At 69.5% G+C, this 26,267-nt stretch carries 16 protein-coding genes, 5 pseudogenes and 1 CRISPR repeat array; of the genes and pseudogenes, 17 read left to right on the plus strand and 4 right to left on the minus strand.

Annotated features, from left to right (window positions below):
* The first annotated feature begins 53 nt into the window (after positions 1–53).
* The 3 genes and pseudogenes from ABZ780_RS29215 to ABZ780_RS29225 form a co-directional block, all read left to right on the plus strand.
* The gene (locus ABZ780_RS29215) at positions 54–5,978 is read left to right on the plus strand and encodes a TIR domain-containing protein (RefSeq protein ID WP_357488112.1); all 5,925 of its coding nucleotides are present in this window, start codon (positions 54–56) and stop codon (positions 5,976–5,978) included.
* A 558-nt stretch (positions 5,979–6,536) separates the two neighbouring features.
* Positions 6,537–7,127, plus strand: a pseudogene (locus tag ABZ780_RS29220) (transposase family protein); the annotation flags it as partial.
* A 26-nt stretch (positions 7,128–7,153) separates the two neighbouring features.
* A pseudogene (locus tag ABZ780_RS29225) lies at positions 7,154–7,345 on the plus strand (transposase family protein); the annotation flags it as partial.
* Here ABZ780_RS29225 and ABZ780_RS29230 read toward each other — a convergent pair.
* Together ABZ780_RS29230 and ABZ780_RS29235 are read right to left on the minus strand one after the other, a co-directional pair.
* Positions 7,333–7,560: a hypothetical protein gene (locus ABZ780_RS29230; RefSeq protein ID WP_357488113.1), complete on the minus strand. Its 228-nt coding sequence runs from the start codon at positions 7,558–7,560 to the stop codon at positions 7,333–7,335. The pseudogene ABZ780_RS29225 and the gene ABZ780_RS29230 sit on opposite strands and share 13 nt — an antisense overlap.
* Before the next feature lie 181 nt (positions 7,561–7,741).
* On the minus strand, positions 7,742–7,897 hold the full coding sequence (locus tag ABZ780_RS29235; protein WP_357488114.1) for a hypothetical protein: 156 nt from the start codon (positions 7,895–7,897) through the stop codon (positions 7,742–7,744).
* A 72-nt stretch (positions 7,898–7,969) separates the two neighbouring features.
* Here ABZ780_RS29235 and ABZ780_RS29240 point away from each other — a divergent pair, with 72 nt between their 5' ends.
* Entirely contained in the window at positions 7,970–8,287 is a 318-nt protein-coding gene (locus ABZ780_RS29240; protein ID WP_357488151.1) for a transposase, read from the plus strand.
* Between the two features lie 207 nt (positions 8,288–8,494).
* Positions 8,495–10,230: a CRISPR direct-repeat array (repeat unit 28 nt; unit sequence CTGCTCCCCGCGCATGCGGGGGTGATCC).
* A gap of 142 nt (positions 10,231–10,372) precedes the next feature.
* The gene (locus ABZ780_RS29245; RefSeq protein WP_357488115.1) at positions 10,373–10,564 is read left to right on the plus strand and encodes a hypothetical protein; all 192 of its coding nucleotides are present in this window, start codon (positions 10,373–10,375) and stop codon (positions 10,562–10,564) included.
* A 26-nt stretch (positions 10,565–10,590) separates the two neighbouring features.
* Here ABZ780_RS29245 and ABZ780_RS29250 read toward each other — a convergent pair.
* Positions 10,591–10,844 (minus strand): annotated as a pseudogene (locus ABZ780_RS29250) (transposase family protein); the annotation flags it as partial.
* A gap of 317 nt (positions 10,845–11,161) precedes the next feature.
* Between ABZ780_RS29250 and ABZ780_RS29255 the strand changes: the two are divergent.
* Positions 11,162–11,323, plus strand: a pseudogene (locus ABZ780_RS29255) (transposase); the annotation flags it as partial.
* Between the two features lie 185 nt (positions 11,324–11,508).
* Here the strand turns inward: ABZ780_RS29255 and ABZ780_RS29260 are convergent.
* Positions 11,509–13,482, minus strand: a complete 1,974-nt coding sequence (locus tag ABZ780_RS29260; RefSeq protein ID WP_357488116.1) for a hypothetical protein — start codon at positions 13,480–13,482, stop codon at positions 11,509–11,511.
* A gap of 680 nt (positions 13,483–14,162) precedes the next feature.
* Between ABZ780_RS29260 and ABZ780_RS29265 the strand changes: the two genes are divergently transcribed.
* The 11 genes and pseudogenes from ABZ780_RS29265 to ABZ780_RS29315 form a co-directional block, all read left to right on the plus strand.
* Positions 14,163–14,459, plus strand: a complete 297-nt coding sequence (locus tag ABZ780_RS29265) for a pilin (protein WP_357488117.1) — start codon at positions 14,163–14,165, stop codon at positions 14,457–14,459.
* Between the two features lie 11 nt (positions 14,460–14,470).
* The gene (locus ABZ780_RS29270) at positions 14,471–15,388 is read left to right on the plus strand and encodes a hypothetical protein (RefSeq protein ID WP_357488118.1); all 918 of its coding nucleotides are present in this window, start codon (positions 14,471–14,473) and stop codon (positions 15,386–15,388) included.
* On the plus strand, positions 15,385–16,272 hold the full coding sequence (locus ABZ780_RS29275) for a PrgI family protein (RefSeq protein WP_357488119.1): 888 nt from the start codon (positions 15,385–15,387) through the stop codon (positions 16,270–16,272). Before ABZ780_RS29270 ends, ABZ780_RS29275 begins: the two co-directional genes overlap by 4 nt.
* Positions 16,269–18,020, plus strand: a complete 1,752-nt coding sequence (locus ABZ780_RS29280; RefSeq protein WP_357488120.1) for a DUF87 domain-containing protein — start codon at positions 16,269–16,271, stop codon at positions 18,018–18,020. Before ABZ780_RS29275 ends, ABZ780_RS29280 begins: the two co-directional genes overlap by 4 nt.
* Complete coding sequence (locus ABZ780_RS29285; RefSeq protein ID WP_357488121.1) at positions 18,017–20,476, plus strand: DUF87 domain-containing protein; 2,460 nt, start codon at positions 18,017–18,019, stop codon at positions 20,474–20,476. Before ABZ780_RS29280 ends, ABZ780_RS29285 begins: the two co-directional genes overlap by 4 nt.
* Positions 20,477–20,679: 203 nt before the next feature.
* Complete coding sequence (locus ABZ780_RS29290; protein ID WP_357488122.1) at positions 20,680–21,531, plus strand: replication-relaxation family protein; 852 nt, start codon at positions 20,680–20,682, stop codon at positions 21,529–21,531.
* A 300-nt stretch (positions 21,532–21,831) separates the two neighbouring features.
* Positions 21,832–22,518, plus strand: coding sequence for a hypothetical protein (locus ABZ780_RS29295; protein ID WP_357488123.1), 687 nt, complete (start codon positions 21,832–21,834; stop codon positions 22,516–22,518).
* 97 nt (positions 22,519–22,615) lie between these two features.
* A complete protein-coding gene (locus tag ABZ780_RS29300; RefSeq protein WP_357488124.1) occupies positions 22,616–23,347 on the plus strand; it encodes a hypothetical protein in 732 nt (243 codons plus the stop codon).
* A gap of 13 nt (positions 23,348–23,360) precedes the next feature.
* Entirely contained in the window at positions 23,361–23,945 is a 585-nt protein-coding gene (locus ABZ780_RS29305) for a hypothetical protein (RefSeq protein WP_357488125.1), read from the plus strand.
* A gap of 184 nt (positions 23,946–24,129) precedes the next feature.
* Positions 24,130–25,425 (plus strand): MarR family transcriptional regulator, encoded by a 1,296-nt coding sequence (locus ABZ780_RS29310; protein ID WP_357488126.1) that lies wholly within the window; start codon positions 24,130–24,132, stop codon positions 25,423–25,425.
* Positions 25,426–25,503: 78 nt separating this feature from the next.
* Positions 25,504–26,040, plus strand: a pseudogene (locus tag ABZ780_RS29315) (DUF932 domain-containing protein); the annotation flags it as partial.
* Between the last annotated feature and the right edge of the window lie 227 nt (positions 26,041–26,267).

Here is a 26,267-nt window from a genome sequence, read left to right on the forward strand (position 1 = left end):
CGCCAGCCTTGAGGTCGATCCCGGCCTTGCGCACTCACGGTTAACCTGGCGGCATGGGTGGGCCGCCATGGCTGGAGTTCGCCGATCAACTCGGTTCGATCGTCGGGGCGGCAGCAGGCGTGCTGAGCGTCGCCCTCGTCCTGCGGCGGGCCCGGTCGTCGTCCACGATGTCCCGATCGGTCGCTGCACCGTCGCGCTGGCTGTGGGTCAGCGTCGTCTCGGGACTGCTCGCGGTCGTCGCCGCCGCGCTGCACCTGTTCGGCGGGGGGAGAGTCGGGCTCGCGGTGCCGATGTCCGTGGCGGCGCTCGTCCTCGGCGCCGCCGCCGCGACCATGTACCTCGTCGACCGACGCCGACCCCTGCTCGCCGACCAGCATCCGCTCCGCGCGCTCCTGGCCGCGCAGTGGGAGGACGCGGCGACGCACCGGTACCAGTTCTTCGCTGGCCATGCTCCGGCGCTGCCGAAGGTCTACGTCGAGCAGCGGGCGATGACGCCGGCTGACCTCGCGGGCAAGGCGCATCCCAAAGTGCTGACCGTCCCGCAGATGCTCGCCAACTTCGACGACGCTCTGGTGGTAGCGGAGCCGGGCATGGGCAAGTCCACGATGGTGGCTCTGATTCAGCATCTCCAGTCGCGGTGGTGGCTCGACGCCAAGCGCGGCACCCGGCTGAGCCGCGCTCCATTCGGCCCGGTCGTGCCGGTCGCGGTGCCGGCCAGAGCGCTGGTCGACCGGCGACTTTCCGACGCGCTGGCGGAGTCCTACGGGCTCCGGAGCGGCGTCGACGTTGACGCCGTGCTCTTCAATGCGCCCCCGCTACCCGGCACGCGGTGGCTGGTCCTCATCGACGGGGTCGACGAGGTGCTCAGCGGCAACGACCGCTCGGATGTCGTCATCAGGATCGCGAGTTGGCTGCAGAGTCCCAGCCCGGCGCAACGGTTCCTGGTGGCCACCCGTCCGCTACTCTTCGGCGAGTTGGCTGAGGTGAAGGGCCGTTCGGTGGCGGAGTTCGCGCTGCGCCGGTTCGATCCCACGGACCTGGAGACGTTCGCCAGCAGATGGTTCGCGGCCCGAGCCGCCGACGGTAACGGCGCAGCCGACGCGCAACGATATCTGCGCGCCGTGGCGGCAGCCCGACTCGGTGCCGTCGTCGAGGTGCCACTGCTGGCCACGATCGCCGCGCTGGTCTTCGAGCACGATCAGCACCGGCCGCTGCCGAGTAGCCGTACGGAGCTGTACGCGGAGTTCGTTCGGCATCTGCTCGCCGGTAGGCCGTCAGTCGTCGAGCAGCGCGCCCGGATCCGCGCCGAGTTCGAGCGCTACGGCGATTCGGGCCGGCGGTTCTGGGCGTGGCTCGACCGGAACCTGAAGGACTTGGTGGAGAACCTCGCCGACGCGCAGTTGACCAACGACACGTTGTCGCTGGTCGAGCAGACCCGCACCTGGGTGCGCGACCAGGCGCCGCGGGACACGCTCGACGCGGTCCCCGACTGGGACCGGCACGTCCGCGCGATGTTGACCAGCACCTCGGTGCTCGTCGAACGCGGTCCCGGCCTTGCCTTCACCCACCGCAGCCTGGCGGAGTTCCTCGCCGCAGGGGAACGGGCGAGGCACTTCGACGAAGCTGCGTGGCTGGCGGACGTGCGGGCCCCCAACCGCCGCAACCTGGCACTGTTCGTGCTGGGCCGCCGGCAGCACGTACCGGCCGATCCTCTCGTCGAGACGCTGCTGAACAGCCAGGACGCCGATGTCGCCATCGCCGGCGAGATCCTCGCCGAGGGCATCGACGTCGCCGGCCCGTTGCGTCAGCGGGTCATCGACGCTCTGCTCGCCCAACTCCGGGCTGAGGATCCGACCGCACCCGAAGCGCTACAGGCGCTGGTCGCGCTCTGCCGTGACGACCGTGTCGCCGCCGCGCTGCAAGCGATCACCGCGGACGTCGCCGCGCGGCCGTGGGTTCGTCTGCTGGTCGCTGACGCACTCGATGAGGCCGCCGTGACCGCGGGCGGCGTCCAGCGGCTCGTCGTGGACCCGTCGATACCGAGCAACGTCCGCCGCTGGGTGCAGCGAGCCGCGTCGGAGCCAAGCAGTTCCCGTTCCGCGCCCGACGCCGCTGCGGCATCGGTGCCGAGCCACCTCCAGGCGTTCGCGTACCGCAGAGCCCTCAACGAGGGCCACAGTGAGCCCGGCTACCGGCTCATGGTCGCGCTGGAACTCGCTGGCTCGGGCGATCCGCCGGGTGTGACGGCGCTCCGCGGCTGCTGCGTCGACCGCGGGCTACGAGTCGACCTGCGGTTGCAGGCGGCCCGGGCGTTGCTGCGCCTCGCCGCCGCCGACCACCTCGACTGGCTCCGCGGCCTAGCCGCCAACGAACACCTCGATTCCGACTCCCGAGCGGCCGCGGCGACCGCGTTGCTCGAAGTCGACGACAACGACGCCGAGCGGCTGGTCCGTGAACTGGCCGCTCTGGACGACACGCTCGCCAGTCGGCTGCCAGCGATGCGCGTCGCGCTTGACCCGACAGCCCGGCCCGGCCGGAGCGGCTACGACCGCTTCGACGAGGTGCGGCTACGTGCTCCGGGCAAACACCTAGCACCCGACGTCGCTTCCCAAGTCGAGCAGACGACGGGGTCCGGCCAGATCATTACCTTCTACTCCTACAAGGGCGGCACCGGCAGGACGATGGCGTTGGCGAACGTCGCCTGGATCCTCGCGAGCAACGGCTACCGCGTCGCCGTGCTCGACTGGGATCTGGATTCGCCCGGCCTGCACCGGTACTACCTACCGTTCCTGCTCGACGAGGACCTGAGGTCGTCGCCCGGCCTGATCGATATGCTCCGCGACTACGTCTCGGCGATGATGGATGCGGGCGGTGATCGTGCCGAAGCGGCCGAGGCGGCCGTCGACGTCAGCCCCTACGCCACCAGACTCGGCTGGACCTTCCCGGACAACGGCCTGATCGACTTCGTCTCGGCCGGACAGCAGAACTCCGGGTACTCGAGATCCGTCGCGACGTTCGACTGGAAAGCCTTCTACGAGCGCCTCGGCGGCAAAGATTTCTTCGAGGCGCTCCGCGCGGACCTGCGTCGGCGCTACGACTTTGTCCTGCTCGACAGCCGGACGGGCATCGGCGACGGTGCCTCCATCGCCACCGTGCAGCTACCCGACACGGTGGTCAACTGTTTCACGGTGAGCCAGACGGGGATAGACGGGGCGGTCGCCATCGCCCGTTCGATCCGCGATCAGCGGCCGGCCAACCCGGTGCGGATGGTGCCCGTGCCAATGCGCGTCGAGTCCGGCGAACTGGCGAAGCTCGAGGCCGGCCGCGACTACGTCCGCGCGCGATTCGACCCGATGCTCACGTCGTCGGGACGAAGCGACCTCGACCGCTACTGGGCAGCGGTGGAGATTCCGTACCGGCAGTTCTACGCCTACGAGGAGATCCTTGCGGTCTTCGGTGACCGACCCGGGTCGGTGGGTTCCCTGCTCGCGGCGTACGAGCGGCTTACGAGCGAAATCACCGGCACCGGCATGGAGCTTCCGCCGATCGACGAGCGGGAACGCGTCCGCTGGCTCGCGGACTTCGACCGAAGTCGGATCGCGCCCACGTCGACCTCGCTGACCATCAGCTACGCGGCGCCGGACCGGATGTGGGCCGAGTGGATCGGCGCCCAACTCAACTCGGCGGGGCAGCCCAGCGTGCTGTTCGAGATCCGGGACTGGGTGGCGGCGATGGACGGTGCCGACCGGATGTTGGTGGTGCTGACACGCGCATACCTGGACGCGGCGGAAGCCACCGATGTCGCGCGGGTCGGAGGCGAACGACTGACGCAAGGGCCTGACCCGTTCCTGGTTCCGGTGCAGGTCGGCCGGGTGCGGCCAACACGTGCCTTCGCCGTCGTCCCGACCGTCGATTTGGTCGACATGACCGAGGACCAGGCACGCGAGGCGTTGTTCGCCGCGTTGCAGCCGCCGAACCCTGTCCCCCGAATCGCCGGCGCCTGGCCGCGATTGCCCACCGTCGCACCGCAAGTGTGGAACGTGCCGGCGCGCAACCCGAACTTCGTCGGACGCGACGCGATCCTGCAAGCGCTGCACGGCCGACTGGCCGAGCACCGCGCCACGGCGGTCATCGGCAGGGCCGGCATCGGCACGACCGAGGTGGCGCGGGAGTACGCCCACCGATTCGCGGCCGCGTACCGGCTCGTTTGGTGGGTAGACGCCGCAAGCCCGCTGGCAATCCCCGATCAGCTCGCGCAGCTCCATGCGAGCCTCGACCTGGGCCGCACGGTCGATGCCCTCGACCACCTTAAGCGGACCGACCACTGGCTTATCATCTTCGACAACGCCGACGACCCAGAGGCCCTGCGCGCTTACCTGCCCCACGGCCCCGGCAGCGTCCTAATCACCTCGCGCAGCGCGGCCTGGACGGACGCCGTCGATGCCCTGCACGTTGACAGGCTCGAACGGGCCGAGTCAATCGCGCTGGTGAGGCGGCGGGTGCCCGGAATCGCGCCCGGCGATGCCACGGCCATCGCCGAACGCTCCGACGGCCACCCGCTCTTCCTGAGCCTCGCCGGCGCGTTCCTCGCCACAACGGATATGACGGTGCCGGAGTACCTGGAGGGCCTCGACCGCTCGGAGACCCACAGCGAGTTCTTCGTAGGGCTGACGGTCCAGCGGCTGCGCATGCAACGACCGGCCGCCTACCGGCTCCTGGAGATCCTCGCCTGCTTCGAGCAGGAGACCGTTGCCATCCGGACGCTGTCGTCGCCCGCGGTGTTGCGCGAACTCGACGAGTACGAACCCGACCTCGGTGGCTCCCCCGCAGCGTTGGTCCGTGACATCGCCCGGCTCGGCATGGTTCGCATCGACACCGACGCCGACACGGCCATCACGCATCGGCTCCTGCAGCGCACCATCCGGGAGACGATGCCCGAGGAGCGGCTTGTCGCCACCCGCAGCCTCGCTCGACGACTGTCTGCCGCCGCTGCGCCGGACCGAGCGCCGCACCTGTCCGGCGATTTCGCACGCGCCCTGAAGGTGGCGCGCGAAACGTGGGACGACCGTCGGTCTTCCGTCGGGGCGAACGACCCCCGCACGCTCGACGCTGCCCACGACCTCGCGATCGTCCAGTTGCTTCTCGGCGAGTTCACCGAGGCGACCGAGCGGGACTGGGACACCTACGGCCGGAGACTGCGTACCCGCGGCCCGCGGCACCCGGCGACGCTGCTCAGCGAGGACAACTACGGTCGGGACCTACGCGAGATCGGCGACTACGAGGGCTCCCGGAACCAGTTGGTCCGGACCCTGGAGACCGCCCGTGCAGTGCTCGGCGGCGAGCATCCGGTGAGCCTGCGCGTCGGCCGGAATCTCGCCGTGAGTCTGCGCCGTCTCGGCGACGTCGCTGCCGCTCGCGACCTGATCACGTTCGCCCGCGACCGCTGGGCGGCGACGCGGGGTCCGCGGGACCCCGAGACCGCCGCGTGCGACGCCGAACTGGCCTGCATCTGCGCCGCTGAGCAGGACAGTGACCACGCGAAGCACCACGCGGTGGCGGCACTCGGGGTGTATCGCGACACGTACGGCGAGGACCACCCGCTGACCCAAGTGGTCGCGAACACGCTGGGCGTGGTGCTGCTCGGCGCTGACGATCCTGGCGGGGCCCGCCCGGTCCTGGCGGATTGCGTCCGGCGTCTGCGCGGTCGGCTCGACGAGCGCCACCCCTACGTCCTGGTCGCTCAACTGAATCACGCCACCGCCCTGGGTGACGCTGACGAGGCGAGACGCCTCGACCAGCATGTCCACAGCCTGCTGGCCACCCGGTACGGTTCCCACCATCCCCTGAGCAGGGCAGCCGCGACCAACGTCGCCCTCGGGGCGGGTGACGGGGCCAGGCTCACCATCGACCTAGAACCGCTGGTTCTGCCCATACCGACCGGGTCCGCGCCAGATGCCGGCGACCCTGATCGCTGGTGATCGGCGCTCGGCCAGGAGGTAGCGGCTGTGTGGCGCGCAACGTTTGCGGAGGGCACCTACCTTGTGGCTATTACACGGCGAGAGACGGCGCTGAGGGCCTAGCGGCTCGACTACATCGGCCGGCTTCCCGATTGGCTGGCCGGCTGTCGAACTGCGGCCTGCCGACGCCAATCACAAGCCCATCACGCATTGATGTGCGGCTCATGCTGTCGTAGTGGTGACGTCGGTCCAGGTCCCGCGAGCTGAGACCCAGATCCCACTGGCGGACCTCTGAGCAGGGATTTGAGTTCCCCCCGCCTTGACGGAGCGGTGGTTACCTGCTGCCGGCTGGTGCAGGGGCGGCGATAGTTGGTTCGGCTGGCTCCGTCTGGCGGGTGTGCCAGGCGGTCTCGTACTCGTCAGGGCTGAGGTAGCCCAGCTCGCGTTGGATGCGGTGGGTGTTGTACCAGCCGTCTATGAGCCTTTTCCAAGCTGATCTTGCAGCTCAGGGTGGATGCGGCGAGCCCGGAGATCGATGAGGGCGAGGCTCCAGGTAAGACAGCAGTCGACCAAGATCCGATGCCCCGACCGGGAGCCTCGCCTGTGCTGTCTTACCCTTCCACGATCTCGCTGTCCAGCCGCACCCTGAACCACCTCGCCGACCCCATCCGCCGCCACCGCAACCAGCATCGACCCCGGTGGCGGCACCTCGACCCGGGCCGGCAGGCGCTGCTCGCCCTGGCCCACCTGCGCAACGGCGACACCTACACCCGGCTCGCCGCCGGGTTCGCCGTCGGCATCGCCACCGCCTGGCGCTACGTACAGGAAGCAATCGTGCTGCTCGCAGCAGTCGCCGAGGACCTGGCCACGGCGATGCGGCGCATCCGGCAACTGGCGTACGCGATCCTGGACGGCACTCTGATTCCGATAGACCGGGTCGCTGACCAGAAGCCGTACTACTCCGGCAAGCACAAGCGCCATGGCGTAAATGTGCAGGTCATCGCCGACGCCGCCGGCCGGCTCATATGGGCCTCACCGGCACTGCCGGGCTCGGCGCACGACCTCACCGCCGCCCGTATCCACGGCATCATCGAAGCGCTGACCAGCGCGGACGTGATGACCTTCGCCGACAAGGGGGCTACCAGGGCGCCCGGGGCAGCGCGCGCACGCCGTTCAAGCGGCGCCGCTTCCGGCCGAAACTGTCGCGCCGGCAGAAGGCGGTCAACCAGGCACACGCGAAGATCCGAGCCCGCGGCGAACGGGCCATCGCCACGCTCAAGACCTGGAAAATCCTGACCAAGCTCCGCTGCTACCCGCGCCGCGCCACCGCGATCGTGCAGGCCATCCTCGTCCTGCACCACGTCGAAGCGAACCGCTACGCAGGATGAAAAGGGCTGTGAAGGTAGGCGAAGATCGCGTTCTCGGCCTCGTCGCGGGTCCGCCAGGACGTGCGGTAGACGAGTTCGATCTTCAACGTGGACCAGAAGTTCTCCATCAGGGCATTGTCGAACGAGTCGCCGTCTGCGAGGCACCCAAACCCGCCGCAGCGGCCCGCCGCCGAGGCGGCAAGTCCGACCAACTCGACGCGGTCGCCGCCGCCCACGCCGTGCTCGCCCTACCCGTGCAGCGCATCGCCGCTCCCCGAAGCGACGGACCACGCGAGGCACTGCGCCTGCTGCTGGTCTGCCGCCGGCACCACAGCGACGCCCGCACCGCCGCGATCAACCTGACCAAAGCGCTGATCCCTGACCGCCGACGACACCCTGCGCCACACCCTGCACGGACTATCGACCACCACTCAGGTCACCCGCCTGGCCGCCCTCGACCTGCCCGAAACCACCGACCTGCCCATCGAGCAACACACCCGCCGCCGCGAACTGGCCACCCTGGCCCGCCAGATCCAAACCCTCGACGCCACACTCGCCGACAACCACCGGCACCTACGCACCCTCGTCGGCCAACTCTGCCCACCCCTGCTCGACCAACCCGGAGTCGGACCCGTCACCGCCACGATCGCCCTCACCGCCTGGTCCCACCCCGGCCGCATCCGATCAGAAGCCGCCTACGCCACCCTCGCCGGCACCGCCCCCATCCCCGTGGCCAGCGGCCGCACCGACCGACACCGCCTCAACCGCGGCGGCGACAGAACCCTCAACAGCGCCCTGCACACCATCGCCCTAACCCGCCGACGTATCCACCCCGAAACCCGCGACTACATCACCCGCCGCCGCGCCGAAGGCCGCACCACCAGAGAAATCACCCGCTGCCTCAAGCGCTACATCGCCCGACAGCTCTACCGCACCATCACCACCCACCACCGCACCCCTTGACAACCCCACTCACAGATCAGCTGTACCTAGCTCTGCACTCCAGGCCGTACCCCGACATGAGCCTCACCAACTACGCTGTAGCCGAGCTCGCTTGCCCCTCCACGTACGTCCTTGTACCAACCAGAACCGAGACCGAGCGGGATGATCTTGCGGAAGCTAGTGAACAAAGACTGCGAAGTCGATCTCTAACGCTGCAGGTCAGGAAGTCTGCTCCCCGCGCATGCGGGGGTGATCCCTACTGAGTAGTCGCCTGGGCTCTACGCTGTGCCTGCTCCCCGCGCATGCGGGGGTGATCCCGAGGGGATCAAAGCGGAGGCCGAAGTGGAGCGCTGCTCCCCGCGCATGCGGGGGTGATCCATGAGCACCACCCTGGCCGGCCTTCACGAACGCCTGCTCCCCGCGCATGCGGGGGTGATCCCGAGGGATGCCTCTACCTGTCGACGGCTACAGACTGCTCCCCGCGCATGCGGGGGTGATCCGTGGTTGCCGTAGATGTTGACCAGGGTGCCACCCTGCTCCCCGCGCATGCGGGGGTGATCCCGCGCTGCGGAGTCTCGGGCAGGCGTACGCCGACTGCTCCCCGCGCATGCGGGGGTGATCCGGACACCTCGTCGACGAGCAGCAGGATGTGCGGGCTGCTCCCCGCGCATGCGGGGGTGATCCCTTCTCATCCAGATCGGCCAACCGATCCTCGATCTGCTCCCCGCGCATGCGGGGGTGATCCCAGCACGAAGACTGACCAGGATGGAGAGCAGCACTGCTCCCCGCGCATGCGGGGGTGATCCCAGGCATCACGGCCGGGTCGTCCGACTGGCGGACTGCTCCCCGCGCATGCGGGGGTGATCCGTCCTCCGGCGGGGACTTCCAGGACGGGGCCCTCTGCTCCCCGCGCATGCGGGGGTGATCCGTCGACATACTTCACGTATCCCCCGCTGGGGATCTGCTCCCCGCGCATGCGGGGGTGATCCTTCCAGCACCGCACCGGCAAGGCCATCGCCCGCCTGCTCCCCGCGCATGCGGGGGTGATCCCGGGAACGGCTCCAGGTCGGCGTCGGCTATGGCCTGCTCCCCGCGCATGCGGGGGTGATCCCGACACCGACGGTCACACGTACGTCGAGGTCTGCTGCTCCCCGCGCATGCGGGGGTGATCCCCAGTTGTCGATGTGGGTCGACGCGGTGACAGCCTGCTCCCCGCGCATGCGGGGGTGATCCGCCGAACATGGTGATCTCCTCAGATCGGAAGCTCTGCTCCCCACGCATGCGGGGGTGATCCCGGTGTACCCAGGTTCGGGCGGGGCCGAGCCATCTGCTCCCCGCGCATGCGGGGGTGATCCCGTCCACCGGATCATTCCGGCGGCGGCGACGATCTGCTCCCCGCGCATGCGGGGGTGATCCACGTCGGCAACATCTGGCGCAGCGCGGTATTCACTGCTCCCCGCGCATGCGGGGGTGATCCCTACGACCCCGAGATCGACGACAACCCGCTACCTGCTCCCCGCGCATGCGGGGGTGATCCCGGCACCGTCTACCTCGGTGCCAGCTTTGCAATCTGCTCCCCGCGCATGCGGGGGTGATCCGGTCATCGACGGTCGGGTGGTGGGTAGCAAGCGCTGCTCCCCGCGCATGCGGGGGTGATCCCGCGATCGAGTTGTGGTCGGTGTGGCAGGCCCTCTGCTCCCCGCGCATGCGGGGGTGATCCAGTACGACTTGCCCGAGCCGGACGGCCCATAGACTGCTCCCCGCGCATGCGGGGGTGATCCCCTCCGCAGCCTCTTCCGCCGCAACGCCGGACCCTGCTCCCCGCGCATGCGGGGGTGATCCGGCGTGGCCCGCGCGTAAGCGTCCCGATGGCACCTGCTCCCCGCGCATGCGGGGGTGATCCCGCGACGACGTTGCCCTTGATGTTCTGCCGGATCTGCTCCCCGCGCATGCGGGGGTGATCCTGCCCCGTCGCACCCGATGGGGTACGACGGGCAACTGCTCCCCGCCGCCATGACGTCGAGTCAGCCTGGCAGCAGGAGTTGCGCAGCCAACTGGAAACTGCGCGCGCCGCCCATGACGACGTAAAGGTGGTGCTTGGTTCGTATGAAGCTCGGCAATCCCAAGGTCCGGCTGGCGGAAGAATTGTGGCCGGCGCTGCGGGCGAAGTTCGAGCGGGAGTGGGTGGCTGGCGAGCCTGTCACGCCCGTCGTCAAGCTGATCGCTGATGTCCGCCGCATCTACCACCGCATCAGCGGGATCCGGGCGATGGCGGTTCCTGACGGCTTTGATGCGTGACGCCGTTAGCGTCCTCTGAGACATTTTCATCCTGGGTAGCGGTTGGTTTCGACGTGGTGCAGGACGAGGATGGCTTGAACGATCGCCGTGGCTCGGCCGTGGGCAGCAGCGCAGCTTGGTCAGGATCTTCCAGGTCTTGAACGTGGCGATCGCCCGTTCTCCGCGGGCGCGGGATCTTCGCGCGGGCTTGGTTGACGGCCTCGTGCCTGGATGACAGCTTCGGCCGGAAGCGGCGCCGCTTAAATGGGGTGCGCACGCTGCCGCGGACGCCCTGGTAGCCCTAATGGGTGCAGAGCGGGTCGGGCCTTGCCGCGACTCCTTTGGTATCCCCGGCGTTCGACGCCTCACGATAAGGCGGGAGCTGCTGCGTGGCTCGGCCCGCTCTGCAGGTTCGGGTCCGATTGGATCTGTTCGTGGTTCGAGCCCGCCAGCACGGAGCATCCCTCGGTTATCCGGGGCCAGGAGCCCTCGACGTGAGACGGGGAGCCGTGCCGGTCGCTGGGATCAAGGACGGCTCATCGGATGTCAGGCCATCGAGCCTTTCCATTAGGGCGCCGCATGATCCCGATCAGGGCAGAGACCAGCCCAACTCCCGGCATGGAGGACATATTGAAGGTCACCTGCGGCATCGACTGGGCCGCGAAACACCACGACATCGCGCTCGTCGACGACAACGGCACTCTGGTAGCGAAGGCCCGCATCACCGAGTCCGTCAAGGGCTTCCAGACGCTTCTGGCGATGCTGGTCGAAGCCGGCGACGACGGCGACTTCCTGCGGAGGAGGTTTGCGAGGGCTGTGCCGGCGACCCCGACGCCGACCAGCAGTATGAGGGCAGCGCCGATTGTGAGGCCGATCCTGAAACGGCGCGGGCGCCTATCCTGCGGTACTTGGGCGGCATGACCTTCGGTTTTGTTGGGTCGTGGCGCTTCCCTTCTGGACCTCTACTACCAGGCGACGTGGTTGGACTCGATACCGCCGCCGGTGACCCAGTGGTCGGGTCCGTCGGCGGAGTAACACAAGGTGGAGTCGGCTGCTCGTCCGTCGCCGCCGATGGTGAATTTCTGGCTGTAGAAGCCGCCGGGGTCTCTAGAATCGCGGCAGGTGACGGTGACGGCGGCACCGGGCGTGAACCCGGAGAGGGTGACGTTGTACCAGGAGCCGAATGGAGCCGCGCCGCCCCGGGCGAGGTCGATGCGCGGGCTCCCGGCTGGCGGGGGTGGTGGGGCGTTGCCCCACGACACGTGGTTGGACTCGATACCGCCGCCGGTGACCCAGTGGTCGGGTCCGTCGGCGGAGTAACACAAGGTGGAGTCGGCTGCTCGTCCGTCGCCGCCGATGGTGAATTTCTGGCTGTAGAAGCCGCCGGGGTCTCTAGAATCGCGGCAGGTGACGGTGACGGCGGCACCGGGCGTGAACCCGGAGAGGGTGACGTTGTACCAGGAGCCGAATGGAGCCGCGCCGCCCCGGGCGAGGTCGATGCGCGGGCTCCCGGCTGGTGGCGGTGGCGGTGCTTGGGTTCTCGGTGGCGGTGCTTGGGTTCTCGGTGGCGGCGGCTGGGTGGTGGTGCCGCCCGTTGGGGATGTGGGCTTGGCCGTCAGGTGCAGCATGAACCGGCCCGGCTGGTCATTGCCCCAGGACGAGAAGAGGTCAGGTAGTTGCGGGAACGTCGAGGTGATGATCCCAAGAACCTTCAGGAGCTTGCCGAGGTAGCGCAGCCGGTCGCTGGCCTGCTTCAGACCCTCCTCGGCTTCCTTGGCGTAGGCGGCTTCGCCGTATAGGTCCTTTGCCGACTTAAACGCTACATCAGGGTTGTCAAGGTTTTTCAGCGCTTGCGTGACGAAACATCCCAGGAACGCCTCGGCGCCGTCGGCCGACGGGAACGGCAAGAGTTTATTGATGCACATCCCCACGATCCACGCGGCGCTGGTCACTTTCTGGCGGGGATCGAGTCCGAGCACACTCATCCCGACGCTGAGCCCAGCGCTCCATGGATCGAGATAGGCGTTGAAGTTCTTTCTCTGCGTCTGCTCCGGCTGTTTGTACCCGGCGGTGAACCAGCCGTTGCCGGCGAGCAGCACGTTGCTGCCTGCGTCGTGGCCGGTGACGTTGGCAACGACCCGCCGGAGCAGGTCAGGCTGGCCCTCGACCCACACATAGTCCGCACCGGCGGGCACCGCCACCCACTGGTAAAACCGGCGGTTGGACTGCACCTGGATTTCCGCTCGGTCGGCGTTGGCGATGGCGCACAGATGCACCATCGTGGTGCGCTTGTCGATGCTGCTCCAACTCGGAGCGGACAGGCCGCTGCACGGCCGGGCGTCGGTGCGCTGGGTGGTGAAGTCCGCGAACGAATCGGCGAGCTCGCGGACCCAGTCCGGGACCGGAATCCACCCGAACAGGTTGGGTGAGAAATCCTTGGTCGAAATGTAGGGCACCCCGTCCGCAGTTCGCGACACACTCTTGGCCTCCCACCCCCCACCGTCGGGCTTGTGCAGCACCACCGGCAGCGCAGCTTTCGGCAGCTGACGCATCGCGCCTGGGTCGTCGAACAGGATGGTGATCGGCGATGCCAGCGACGTGCCCTCGAACGCAACGTCAACACCCATGCCTCCGACTACGACGAGCGAGCCGTCTGGATTGTCGGATCGCAGTCGGTGTACGACGACCTTGCCGGCCGTGGCGAACGCACCCGACGGTGCGGTGAGGTGCCCGAGCCCCGGCACCGCGACCGCGAGGGGGCGATCCGGCGCAACGGCCACCACAATGGCGTCGCCCTCCGTCCGCACCGTCGGGCTTGGCAAATCGGAGGACGGCTGCGGCTCGACGGCCTCTCCCTTGTCTTTCTTGGAGCATCCGGCCGCAGGGGCGAGCAACACGAGGCAGGCGGCCATCGCGAGGGCGCTCCTGATCCTGCTCATCGGTACCTCCCTGCCGACGGTGAACACATCATCCAGGCCAGCACTGGCTTTAGCGCGTTGCAATACCTAGATCTCAGATGAACGCTTCGCTAAAGCGATACAAACGGATGCCGCTGGTCTTCCTCCGACCGAGCAAGTCTCAGCCGCTCGACGGATAACGATCTCCGACGCGGTCTTCGTGCAACACAAACTCGACGAACTCAACTCGGCAGATCCGGGCAGGCGTTACGCGGTCAGCCCAGGGGTATCTGACAACGAGGGTCGTCCACCCGTGCTGAGTGATAGATCCCGCAGACGTCAAGTAGCTGCCTTCTGAAGGAGGTCCTACCTGCTGTCCCAGTTCACTCCGAGTACTCTCTTGCGTTTCGGTCCGCGCCGACCTTTCTGGTTCGCGGTCCCTGGGGACTACGTGTGTCGCTGACTGGTCCTGTCAGGTTGTGACGGGTGTCGGGCGAGTTCGATCGGCCTGACAGCCGAGATCTGGGCGATGCATGTCATCCACGGCATGCCCGCCCGGTGGGGACCCTCATCCGGCGAGGCTGATGGTCCGGCACGGCTGGCGCGGCGTACTGACACCGCAACCCTCGCCGAAGCAAGGGAGGAGCGCCCCCACCGGCCCAGTCGAAGCTTCGCCCTGGTCCCCACCGCGGCGGCCCGCAGAAGTCCTGTGGAGCGTCGCAATGCACACAACTCTGTCAGTCCTGTCCGATCTCGCTGCCGCCGCGTCGCAGCCACTGGCGGCTCCAAAATCGATCAACGAGGTCATCTCCTCGATCACCGCGTGGATCATGGGCATCATCGCGCTGGCCGCGACGATGTTCCTGGCCATCGGTGGCCTGCGCTACATGGCCGCCGGTGGTGACCCGGCCCAGGTCGAGCAGGCGAAGGGCAACTTCAAATCCGCTTTGATCGGCTACGCGTTGGCGGTTCTCTCCCCCGTGATCCTGCAGGTACTGCAGGGCATCATCGGCGGCTGAGGACACCGGTCATGGTCGACTGGATGATGGACGACCTGGTGGAATGGCTCGCCGAGCGGTTGCAAGATCTCCTCGGCGGGCTCTTGGCCTATCTGACGTCGTCGATGTTCCTGTCGCCGGACGTCACCGTGTTGCCGCAGGTGCAGACCATCGCCGCGAAAAGCGCGCTGGTTGTCAACGCCTGCTACATCCTCGCGCTGGTGACCGCCGGCATCGTGACGATGACCAGTAGTTCGGTCGAGATGCGGTACGGCGTCAAGGAACTCGTGCCACGCCTCGTTGTCGGGTTCATCCTGTCGAACTTCGCGGTTGCACTCTGTGCCGTGCTCATCGATGTCGCCAACGCGTTGACGGTGGCCATGGTCGGCACTGCGGCGCCGACCACGCAGGCGGTCACGATGGCTCGTACCCACGTGGCTGCCGCGCTCACCGATCCATCCAGCGCCCTCATCGCGCTGGTCATCGGGTTGCTGATCGTCGGGCTGATGTTCGCCCTGGTCACCGGTTGGGTCGTCCGCGTTGCGGTGCTGGTCATCCTGGCTGGGCTCGCCCCACTCGCGCTGGCCTGCTATTGCCTGCCCTGGACGCAACCCACCGCCGACCTGTGGTGGCGCAGCTTGCTGGGCTGTCTCGGCACGGCGGTGCTGCAGGCCATCGCGTTCTCCACCGGTATCCACCTGCTCACTGACCCGGACGCGAGTATTCCGGTCCTGATCGGCCTGCCGGGCTCGGACGTGTTGAACCTGTTGCTGGTCGCGGTGGTGTTGTGGATGACGGTCAGGATCCCCGCGATGGTGGGACGCTACGCGACGGGCAAGGGGTCACCGAACGTCGGCGCGGTTCTGCTGCGGGCAGTGGTCATCCAGGGCATCACCCGCCGTCTCCCGCGCGGCGGGCTCGGGCGTGCCGCCTTGCGAGGTGGGCGATGACGATCGAGGACAGTGCCCCGCGTGCCGTCGTCCCGGCCAACGTCAACGAGCCTGACCGCATCGCGTTCGGGTTGACGTTCCGGCAGTTGGGCATCATCGGCGGTGCCGGCCTTGTCGGCCTCGGGGTCTACGACACGTTCGGGCATCTACTGCCACAGGCGGTGTGGATCGTCGCCGGGGCGCTCGTGTTCGCCGTGGCGGTCATGGTGGCGCTCGGCCGACGTGACGGCCTGCCGCTGGACGTGTGGCTGCGGCACGGGTTCGCGCTCAGCAGCAGACCGAACACCCTCGCCCCGGGTTCAGCTCGGACCAGCGCGGTCGCGGTCGTGGCCGGCAACCCAAGCCTTCCGGCGCCGCTGCGCTCTCCGGCTACGGCGCTCAGCCCGACCGGAGTCCTGACCAGTGAGGGCAGCGGCAAGGTCCTGATCGCCTGCGGCACCACGAACATCCACCTGCGCACCGGGGGCGAGCAGGGCGCGCTGTTGGAAGGGTTCGGCCGGTTCCTCAACAGCCTGACCGGGCCGGCGCAGATCGTCGTGGCTGCGCAGCGGCACGACCTGACCGTCTACGCGCAAGCAGTCGTCGACCACGCGCCGCGCCTGCCGCACCCGGCGTTGCAGGCCGCCGCCGACGACTACGCCGAGTTCCTGCTCGACCTCGACAGCCAGCGCGATCCGTTACGCCGCCAGGTCGTCATCGTCACCGGAGAGCTTGGGGCTGACGCCGGCGTGCGCGCGCTGTCCGGGCTCGGTGTCGAAGCCGCCCTTTTGGACGGGCCGGCTGTCGCCTCCGCGCTGGCCGGCGCGGTCGATCCGTTCTCCCCGCCGGTGCCTGGCCCGCGTGCGGTGCCCGGCACCCCGATCACCCTGCGGAGCACAACATGAACCTGCTGAGAAAGACCAAGACGAGTGACGCGGGCGGGGAGGGGATGCCCTCCCCCGCCGCGTTGTCGGTCACGCCGTGGCACGTGCAGGTCGGCGACGGGTATGCCGCCACCTACGTGGTGTGCGGTTATCCGGCCGAGGTCGGCCCCGCCTGGTTGGACCCGCTGCTGTCCTACCCGGCACGGGTCGACGTGTCGGTGCACCTGGACCCGGTGGCGCCGCAACTGGCCGCGCCGATGCTCAAGCGCCAACGCGCCCGCCTCGAATCCTCGCGCCGCCTGGACGCCGACCAGGGACGCTTGGGCGATCCGATGGTCGAGGCGGCCGCAGCCGACGCCGCCGACCTCGCTGAACGCGTCGCTCGCGGCGCGGCGAAGCTCTTCGACACCGGCATCTACGTCACCATCCACGCCCGTACCCTCGACGAGCTGCGCACCGTCACCGCGGGCGTGAAGGCGGCCGCCGCCAGCGTGCTGCTGGACCTGCAACCGGCCACGTTCCGGCACCACCAGGGCTGGATCTCCACGCTGCCGGTCGGTGTGGACCCGCTGCGGATGCGCCGCATCCTTGACACCACCGCCCTCGCGGCGGCGTTTCCCCTCGCCTCGGCGGACCTCGCCGCCCCGTCCCCCGGCACCGTCGCGGCACCCGAGGGGCTGCTGTATGGGGTCAACACGACCAGCAACGGGGTCGTGATCTGGAACAGGTGGGCGCAGGACAACCACAACTCGGTCGTGCTGGCCCGCTCCGGCGCCGGTAAGTCGTACTTCGTCAAGTTGGAGGTGCTCCGCAACCTCTACCAGGGCAATGTTGTGTCCGTCATCGACCCCGAGGACGAGTACGCGCCCTTGGCCGAGCACGTCGGCGGCACGGTCGTGCAGCTCGGCCAGCCGGGCGTCAGGGTCAATCCCTTCGATCTGCCCGCCGACCACCGGGCCGACACCCTCACCCGACGCGGCCTGTACCTGCACACCCTGATCGCGGTCATGCTCGGGGCGGCCCCGCCGCCGGGCGAGCGCGCCGCGCTGGACCGGGCGATCACCGCCACCTACGCCCGCGCCGGAATCACCGGCGACCCGGCCACCTGGACGAAACCCGCGCCGCTGCTACGGGACCTCGCCGACACGCTCGCCGACGACGACGACCCGGCCGCCGGGCAGCTCGCCGCCCGGCTCGCCCCCTGGACGGTCGGGAACTTCGCCAACCTGTTCGACGGGCCGACCACGACCGTCCCGACCGGGCACCTGGTGGTGTGGTCGCTGCGGCACCTGCCCGACGAGCTGCGCACGGTGGGCACGCTGCTGGCGCTCGACTCGATCTGGTCGGGCATCGACACCCCGGCCACGAGCAGCCGCCGGCAGCGGCAGCTGGTCGTGGTGGACGAAGCCTGGCTGCTGATGCGCGACGGCGAAGGCAGCAGGTTTCTGTTCCGGATGGCCAAGGCCGCGCGGAAGCGCTCCGCCGGGCTGTGCGTGATCACGCAGGACGCGGCCGACGTGCTGTCGACCGACCTCGGCCTGGCGGTGGTGTCCAACGCCGCCACGCAGGTCCTGATGCGCCAGTCCACACAGTCCATCGACGCGGTGTCCGAGGCGTTCGGCCTGACCGCCGGGGAGTCGCGGCTGCTGCTGTCGGCGCCCCGCGGCGAGGGACTGCTCGTCGCTGGTCGTAGCCGGATTCCGTTCCGCAGTGTCGGATCGGCGGCCGAGCACAAGCTTGCCGTGACGGGAATCGGGGAGGCCGAATGACATCCACCCCGACCTGGCCCGCCGACGTGGGGCATTGGATCATCGCCCGGCCGTGGCTGGGCTTCATCGCCGCCGCCGCGATCGTCAGCGCGGTGTTCGGCCACGACCGACTGCTCGCCTGGCGGCACCAGCGGTTCACGGCCGGCGCACGGTGGCTGACCATCGCCGCCCCGCCGGAGGTCACCGCCGAGGCTGCCGCGGCGTTCTGGACCACGCTGGTCGGCGTGCTGACGCCGTCGGTGTGGCAGCAGCGCCTGTTCGGCATCCCGCACGTCGGGTGGGAGTACATCTGGACCGGCCGGTCCCTGACCATCCGGGTCTGGGTGCCCGGCACGGTGCCGCGCGGCGCGGTCGAGGCCGCTGTCCGGGCGGCCTGGCCTGCGGCCACCGTCATCACCGCGGATGCCGCGCCGCCGATTCCGCGCACCGTCGCCGAGGAGGTGGGTGGGGCGCACTGGCCGCAGCGCACCGACGGGCTGCCGCTGCGCAGCGAGCACGACATCGACCCGCTGCGGGCGCTGTTTTCCGCCGGGGCCGAGGTACGCCACCGCGAACACGCGTGTGTGCAGATCCTCGCCCGCCCGGCGCCCACCCGCCGGGTCCGCTCGGCCCGCAGGGCCGCGGCGGGCAATCATCGCCACGGGCAGCCTGACCTGGCCACCCGCGTGGTTATCGGGACGGTGCGGCTAGCTATCGAGCCCTTGCTGTGGTTCCTCGACGCGTTCACGCCTGGCTCGTCGCGGCCCCGCACCTCGGGCCATGCCCCGGTGCGTCCGGCCGAGCGGGACCCGGTGGCCACCGCTGAGGCCCGCACCGTTGTGGACAAGGCCGTGCGGGTGCCGCACTACGAGATCGCGGTCCGGTTCGCCGTCGCGGCTGACGCCGGCACGTCACCACCAGACCCGCAACGGGCCGCCCACGTCCGCTCACGCCTCGGCGAGCTCAGGCACACCATCGCCTCGGCCGCCGCCGCGTACACCGGCCCGAACCGGCTGCGCCGGATGAAGATGCCCCACCCGGTGGCCACGATCGCCGGACGGCGACTGCAGCGCGGGTTCCTCGCCACCGTCCCGGAACTCGCCGCCCTGGCCGCGCTGCCGCAAGACCTCGCCGTCCCGGGCCTGGACCGAGCGCGGGCCAAGGCCGTGCCGGCGCCCGTGCAGGTGCCCTCCGGCGGGCGGAGCGTGAAGGTGCTGGGCCGCTCGCAGATCGGCCACCACAGCATCGGCCTCCGCGTGACTGACGCCCGGCAGCACGTGCACGTCGTCGGTAAGACCGGCGTCGGCAAGTCCACGCTGCTGCTGAACATGATCCTCGGCGACATCAAGGCCGGGCGCGGGACCGTGGTCATCGACCCCCGCGGAGATTTGATCACCGACATCCTCGACCGGTTGCCCGCCTCGTATGCCAAGAAGATCGTGATCATCGACCCGGACCAGGAGAACCCCGGCTGCTTCAACCCCCTCGATGACGGCGGCGATCCGCACCTGGCCGTGGACAACCTCGTCGGCATCTTCGCCAAGATCTTCCAAGGCCAGTGGGGGCCACGCATGGACGACACCATGCGCGTCGCCTGCCTCACCCTGATGCGCCATGCGAAACCAACCCTGAGTCTGGTCCCGTCGCTGCTGCAGGACCGGGACTTCCGGGCCCGGTTCACCCACGGCCTGGACGACCCGGACGGCCTCGGCGGGTTCTGGCTCTGGTACGACGGCATCAACGAGCAGTTCCGGGGCCAGGTCATCGCACCCGTCCTCGCCCGGCTCCGGGCCTTCCTGCTGCGCGACTTCGTCAAAAGCGTCATCGGTAACGCCCACTCGTCGTTCGACATGGGCCGGGTCCTCGACGGCGGGGTGCTGCTGTGCCGGCTACCCAAGGGCATCCTCGGCGAGGAGACCAGCCGCATCCTCGGCTCGATGATCGTCGCCCGGGTATGGCAGGCCGCCATCGCCCGCGCCAGCATCCCCGAAGACCAGCGCAAAGACGCCAACCTCTACGTCGATGAGTGCCACAACTTCCTCACGCTGCCCGGCAGCGTCGGCGACATGCTGGCCGAGGCGCGCGGGTTCCGGCTCGGGCTCGTCCTGGCCCACCAGGACCTGGCGCAACTGCCCAACGACATCGCCGCGGCGGTGTCGGCCAACGCGCGAACGAAGCTGTTCTTCACCGTCGACCCCACCGACGCCCGGGACCTGTCCCGCCACACCAAACCCGAGCTGGATGAGCACGACCTCGCTCACCTCGACGTCTACACCGCCGCCGCCCGGCTGCTGGTCGGCAACCGGGAGCTGCCGGCGTTCACCTTCGTGACCAACCCGCCGGCGCCGCCGGTGGGTGAAGCGACCGCGATCCGGCAGGAGTGCGCCGCCGCGCATGGCCGCACCGGTGGTGAGCCGCCGATGCAGCAGCTCGCCCGTACCGCGATGAAGCGGCGCATGACCGACCGCGACCGCTGACCCGGGCCGCGCGTTCGAGGGCTCGGCGGGGTACGGCACCGGGGGCTCGTCTGGGGGTGTCCGCGATACGAGACCCCACACGAGCCCCGCGCACCTGGCCTGTCAGGTGCCTGACCTGCCCCAACCCGCCCGACGCCAGGACCGGAATCGAGATCGACTCATCCAGACTCCCTACGGGACTCTCTCTCCAGGGGTGTATCCACATGCCGCAATCACGATCGGCCAGCCTCCTTGCCATCTATCCCCACATCACCAGCCGTGACCGTCAGCTTCTGCAGCTGCTCGACGACCACCAGGTCCTCACCACCGATCAGATCCACCGCATGCTGTTTCTCGCCCGACGGACCTGTCAGATCCGCCTCGGTGAGCTGGCCGCGCTGGGCCTGCTGGACCGGTTCCGGTTCGCCCGCGCCGGGGGTGGTAGCCATCCGTGGCACTGGACGCTCGGCCACCAGGGGCACCGGTTCCAGGCCGCCGCTCACCGCCGGCCCGAGCCCACCGTGCGCACCAGCCGTCAGGGCGTCGACCGGCTCTCGGCGAACCCGAACCTGACCCACCTGCTGATGGCCAACGAGTTCTTCGTCCGGCTCACTGTGTACGCCCGCCAGCACCCGCAGGCGCGGCTGGACCGGTGGTGGTCCGAGACGATGACCACCAGGCAGTTCCGCACCATCACCGCCGACGGGCACGGCCTGTGGAGCGTCGCGGACACCACGGTGGGGTTCTTCCTGGAGGCCGACACCGGCACCGAGCCGCTGGGTCGGGTGGTGGCCAAGCTCGACCGGTACGCGCAGCTGATCCGCCGCGGCGGCCCCCGCTACCCGGTGTTGTTCTGGCTCGGCAGCGAACACCGGGAGGAACACCTGCACCGGCTCCTGCGCGGCCGCCGCGACAGTGTTCCCCTCGCGACCGCCAACCACGCCACGGACCCCGCCGAAGCGGTCTGGCTTCCTGACGGCGCCTCCGGCCGAGTCCGGCTCACCGGATTGCCCAGCGACCACGGGCAGCCCGTGGCGGACAACCCGAACTACGACGAGAGCGGCTTCGTGCTCTGACAGACCCTGACAGGCTCACGGCAGATCCTGTCAGCGCAGCTCAGAGGCGCAATCGGCAATCCTGACAGAGCGGCTGCTGTCAGGTCACGACGCTACGGTGCAACCTCTTCTTTTGCTCGCACCACCGCCCGTCTGTCCCCCTGGACCTGCCCGCGCCAGCGGCATCACCCACAGCCCACCGTCGAGGTCGGCTCGTGATCCACGCCTCGCGCCCCTGCACGGCAGCTTCCCGGCACAGACGCCGCGACCCGGTGACAGCACACCCCAACGCCCACCCCTGCCCAAAGGGAGCACCCTGCCATGCCCACACCGCTGTTCGACCAGGTCGTCGTCACCGTCTGCTTCGCCCCCGGCGACGACTCCGACTGGTTCGCCGCCTCGGAAAAGGTCAACGACCTGCTGCACGCCGACGGCACCCCGGCCCGCCGCTACCACGTCCGCCACCGCCGCCTCATCGGCTGGCTGACCCGCTTCCTCGGCTACTACCTCCTCGACGCCGCCCGCCGCTTCGGCGCGGTCACCATGGCTGCCGGAGGCCGCAAGGGTCGCCTCGACCTGACCGGCACCGCCGCGAAGGCCTCCCACCACGCCGCCCTGCGCTGGCGTGCCTGGAACACCCACATCGCCGCGACAACCCGTCCAGCCCATCCGTGGGAGGACTACCTCGCCCAGCACGACGCCGACCCGACCAAGCTCCGCCTGGCCGAGGCCCGCCGACGCTTCGAGCAGCAGCCCCGCGTCCTGGCGATGCTCGCCCACCAATTCGACCCGTACGAGCTGTCCGTCTACCAGGCCGGCGAAGCCACCTACGTCGGACTGCACTGGCGCACCGCGCTGATCGGTGACGCGCTCATCACCACCGACGGCCGGCTCCTCATCCCGGCCAGTGACTCCTTCGCTGACCGGTTCCGCTTCCTCAACGAAGCCTGCGCCTACCTACGTGGCCTGCGCTCCAGCGCCCGACTGTGCGCCGTCGCCATCGCCTAACCACCTACCGCCCGAACGCACCGAAGACCGGTCGCAGCCCCGCTGCGACCGGTCCTCGCCATGCCCACAACCCGACCGTCTGCAAAGGAGACCTCTCGTGTTCCTGACCGATCCCGCGCTGCGCCGCATCGCCGCCGACACCAACGACGTCCTGCCCGAACACCTGTGGCGCCACGACACCGCCACCCCCGAACCACTCGGCGACCTCGCCCGCATCCTGCACCAGACAGCCCGCGACTTCACCGACAGCACCACCGGCCTCGACCAGGCCCTCGCCCGGGCCGGTGTGCTCGCCGAAACCGCCCGGCAAGCGCTGACCGCCCGCGCCGACCTGCACATCGCCAGCTACCGGCAGACCCTCACCGACGCACTGGTCGCCCGCGAACGGCACACCGTCCTCGGGACCGCGCTCGTCACCTGCTACCACGCCTGGCGCCACCACCGGCCCATCAACGACGGCGACGAGCGGTACCTACTCCTGCGGCGCTGCGACCCGTCGCGCGGCGTCGCGACGCTACGGCGCAACGACCCGCACACCTGGCTGGTGGTACCCGACGTCGAGGCCGCCGGCACGTTCGACATCCCCTACCCGGATCGCGTCGTCGGCGAGGTCACCGAAACCGATCACGGGTGGACGCCCACCGCCTACATCGCCCGCCCGAATCACCCGGCCCCGCTCGCCACGGTGTATCCACTACCCGCCTGCGGTGACCTCGCCTCGGCCTGCCGGTCCCTGCTGCGCTGGTGGCACCTGCGCCACTCCGACACCTGGCGCAACCGCACCCCGGCACAACTCGACCCCGCCGAACTCGCCCACCTCACCAGTTGAAGCCGGGGACCTCATGCCGCACCTCGACACGATCAGCCGCTGGATCACCGCGACGACCGAGCGCACCCTCGACCAACACGCCACCGACCCCATCCCCGCCGCCGCGCACCTGCCCGAAGCCGCCGCCAACCTGCGACACCTGCGCACCGAACTGCTGCACGCAGTCGACCAGCTGCGCACCCTCCTGATCAACGAGGACGACCTGAACGGTTCCACCAGTATGGTCGCCGGCCCGGTAGAGACCATCAAAGAGTTGGCCCGGGAGTACCGGTATGCCCGCAACTGGATCGACACCCTCATCGGCGACGCGGCGCGGGCCGCATACGCGCAGGCGAACCCGGGCCGGTCGGTGCGGCGGCGCTACGTCAACCCCGGTGACACGGTCCTGGTCGTCCTGCCGCACACCGACGCCTGCCGCCGACAGAACCTCGCCGGACACGCCACCCCCATCAAGGTCGGCACATCCGACGCCAAGCTCCGCCCGCCCGGCAGCGTCAACCCGCTGTATCTGTCCCACGCCGACGCCGGGATCTACCGCGATCCGACCGAGGACCGCCTCTACATCCTCCAGGCCGACGAGGCCATCCCCGGCCACTGACCGGCCGACGCCGCACCACTCACCGCCACGACCACCGGGCCACGCCTGGGCGGCACCCCTCGGCGGCGCACGACGTCACGCGCCTGCCGCACTGGCCGCTGCCCCGCGCCCCCGGCGCACCACCCGCCCCGGCACACCACCGTGCCCGGCGGCCCTCACCAGTTCCCACGAAAGGAAAATCCTGATGGAACAGCTGTCGCTGACGCCTGCCACGCAGGCCGTCCTCGACGCCCTGACCGACCTCGGTCAGGGCGACGTCCACGAGTTGGCCGACAAGTCCGGCAAGGCCCGCTCGACCACCGACAAGGCGATCAAGACCCTGGCCGACGCCGGTGTCATCGTCGCGGTGGACCCCGACACCGACCCGGCCGAGGGCACCCCCGCCCGGTGGACCCTCGCCACCCCGAGCGACGCCGACGCCCTCTCGCCCGCCGACCCCGCCGGCGAGACCGACATCGGCGAACCGGAGCCCAACAACGCGGCCGACCAGCCGCACATGGAGGTACGCCACCAGCCCACCGATGCGGTCGCCGACACCGACGCCGAGAACGACCGACCGGACGACGGCAGCGACGACGCCGTCGACACGCCGGACACCGAGACGGCCGACCAATCGGGCAGCCAGGTCGACAGCGACGACGCGACCGAGTCCGACGGCACCACCGTGGACAACGCCGACCGTGAAAAGGACGAGCAGGCACCGATCGTCGCGGCCGTGCAGCCCGCTCGCCCTGGTGACCGCAAGGTCATGGCCATCAAGGGTGTCCTGGCCGACTACGGGGACATCGGCGCCACCCTGGACCTGATTGTCGGCGAGAGCGGTATCAGTCACCCGACCGCCTCGCGGCTGCTGACCGCGATGGAGCAGGCCGACGCCGCCCGCCGGCTGCCCGGCCTGCCGCAGCGGTGGATCCCGGGCCCGACCAAGGCCAGCGAGGTCGACCCGAACCCGCAGCCGCCCCGCTGCCCGCTGTGCTACCAGGTCATCCGCGGCCTGGCGACCGCGCCGAGCGCCACGGCCGCGGTGCTGCCCCTGATCCGGCCGGACGGCACGCTGCACGTCGTCGCGCCGGACGGCGAGACCCACGTCGTCACCCTGCCCCAGAGAATGCCGCCGCGCGCGACGGGCATCACCGCGAGCGTGGGCCGCCGCAGCGACGGGACCGCCAACGCCGACGGCAGCCAGCCGTTCGGCCGGGGCGAGTTGGAGAAACTGACCCTCGACGTCCTGGCCGCGAACCCGGGCCGGGCGATGAGCCCGCAGGACATCGCCACCGCCATCAGCGGGCAGCTCGGCCGCGCGGTCAGCTCCGGGGCGGTGCGCAACAACTGCACCAAGGCCGCCGCCGCCGGCCGGATCCTCCTGGCCTCCGACACGCCGCTGACCTTCACCTACCCCGCCCAGCCCGACCAGAACCCCACCCCGAGCACCAGCACGGACAACCCCGGCCAGGACAACAACGACGCCGAGCAGTCCTGACCCGCACCATCCCCAACCCATCGTGGGGGCCGAGCGCATGCGCTCGGCCCCCGCGGCATATCGAAGAGGAGAACCCCTGTGCCGCACGAACTTGAGACGTTCACCGACGGAACGACCGCCTTCGCCAGCGCCCGCCTGTCGGCCTGGCACCAGCTGGGCACCGTCACCCAGCACACGATGAAGGCAGAGGAGATCATGGCCGCCGCCCGGCTCGGCGACTGGGGCGTACGGACCATCCGCACCGTCGGCATCGACATCGTGGGCGGTGTCGAGGTGCAGATCCCCGCCGACGACAAACGCATGACCGTGCGCCGCAACCCGGTCACCGGCGCAACCGAGTACCTGGGCATCGTCGGCACTGACTACACCGTGGTCCAGAACGAGCAGTGCGCCGAGATGCTCGACCGCCTGGTCGATCAGGTGGGCGGCGCCCACTTCGAAACCGCCGGCAGCCTGCGCCGCGGCAAGTCGGTGTTCGTCACGATGAAGCTGCCTTCGGCGATGGAGATCGCCGGGGTGGACCGCCTGGACCTCTACCTCATCGGCACCACCTCGCACGACGGCACCGCCGCGCTGCGGGTCGACGCCAGCCCGATCCGGGTGGTGTGCGCGAGTGCGGCCTGAAAGTCGCTCTACTCCAGTGGGATAGGTAAATAAGGAACGCCTATCCCCTCGCTTGTGACCAAGGGCGAGTCCCCTAGTACTCCAGCAGGAGATCTGTTCGGACCTGCTGGAGCAGTGTGGTTTTGTCCGTGGGTAGGGAGCAGCCACCGCTGAGTCTCGTGGTTGTGTGGACCAAAGATTCGGCGGTGGCTGCCGCTTACAGAGTAGACGCCCAGCGA

The sequence above is a fragment of the Micromonospora sp. NPDC047467 genome, assembly GCF_040643095.1.
Taxonomy (GTDB): domain Bacteria; phylum Actinomycetota; class Actinomycetes; order Mycobacteriales; family Micromonosporaceae; genus Micromonospora.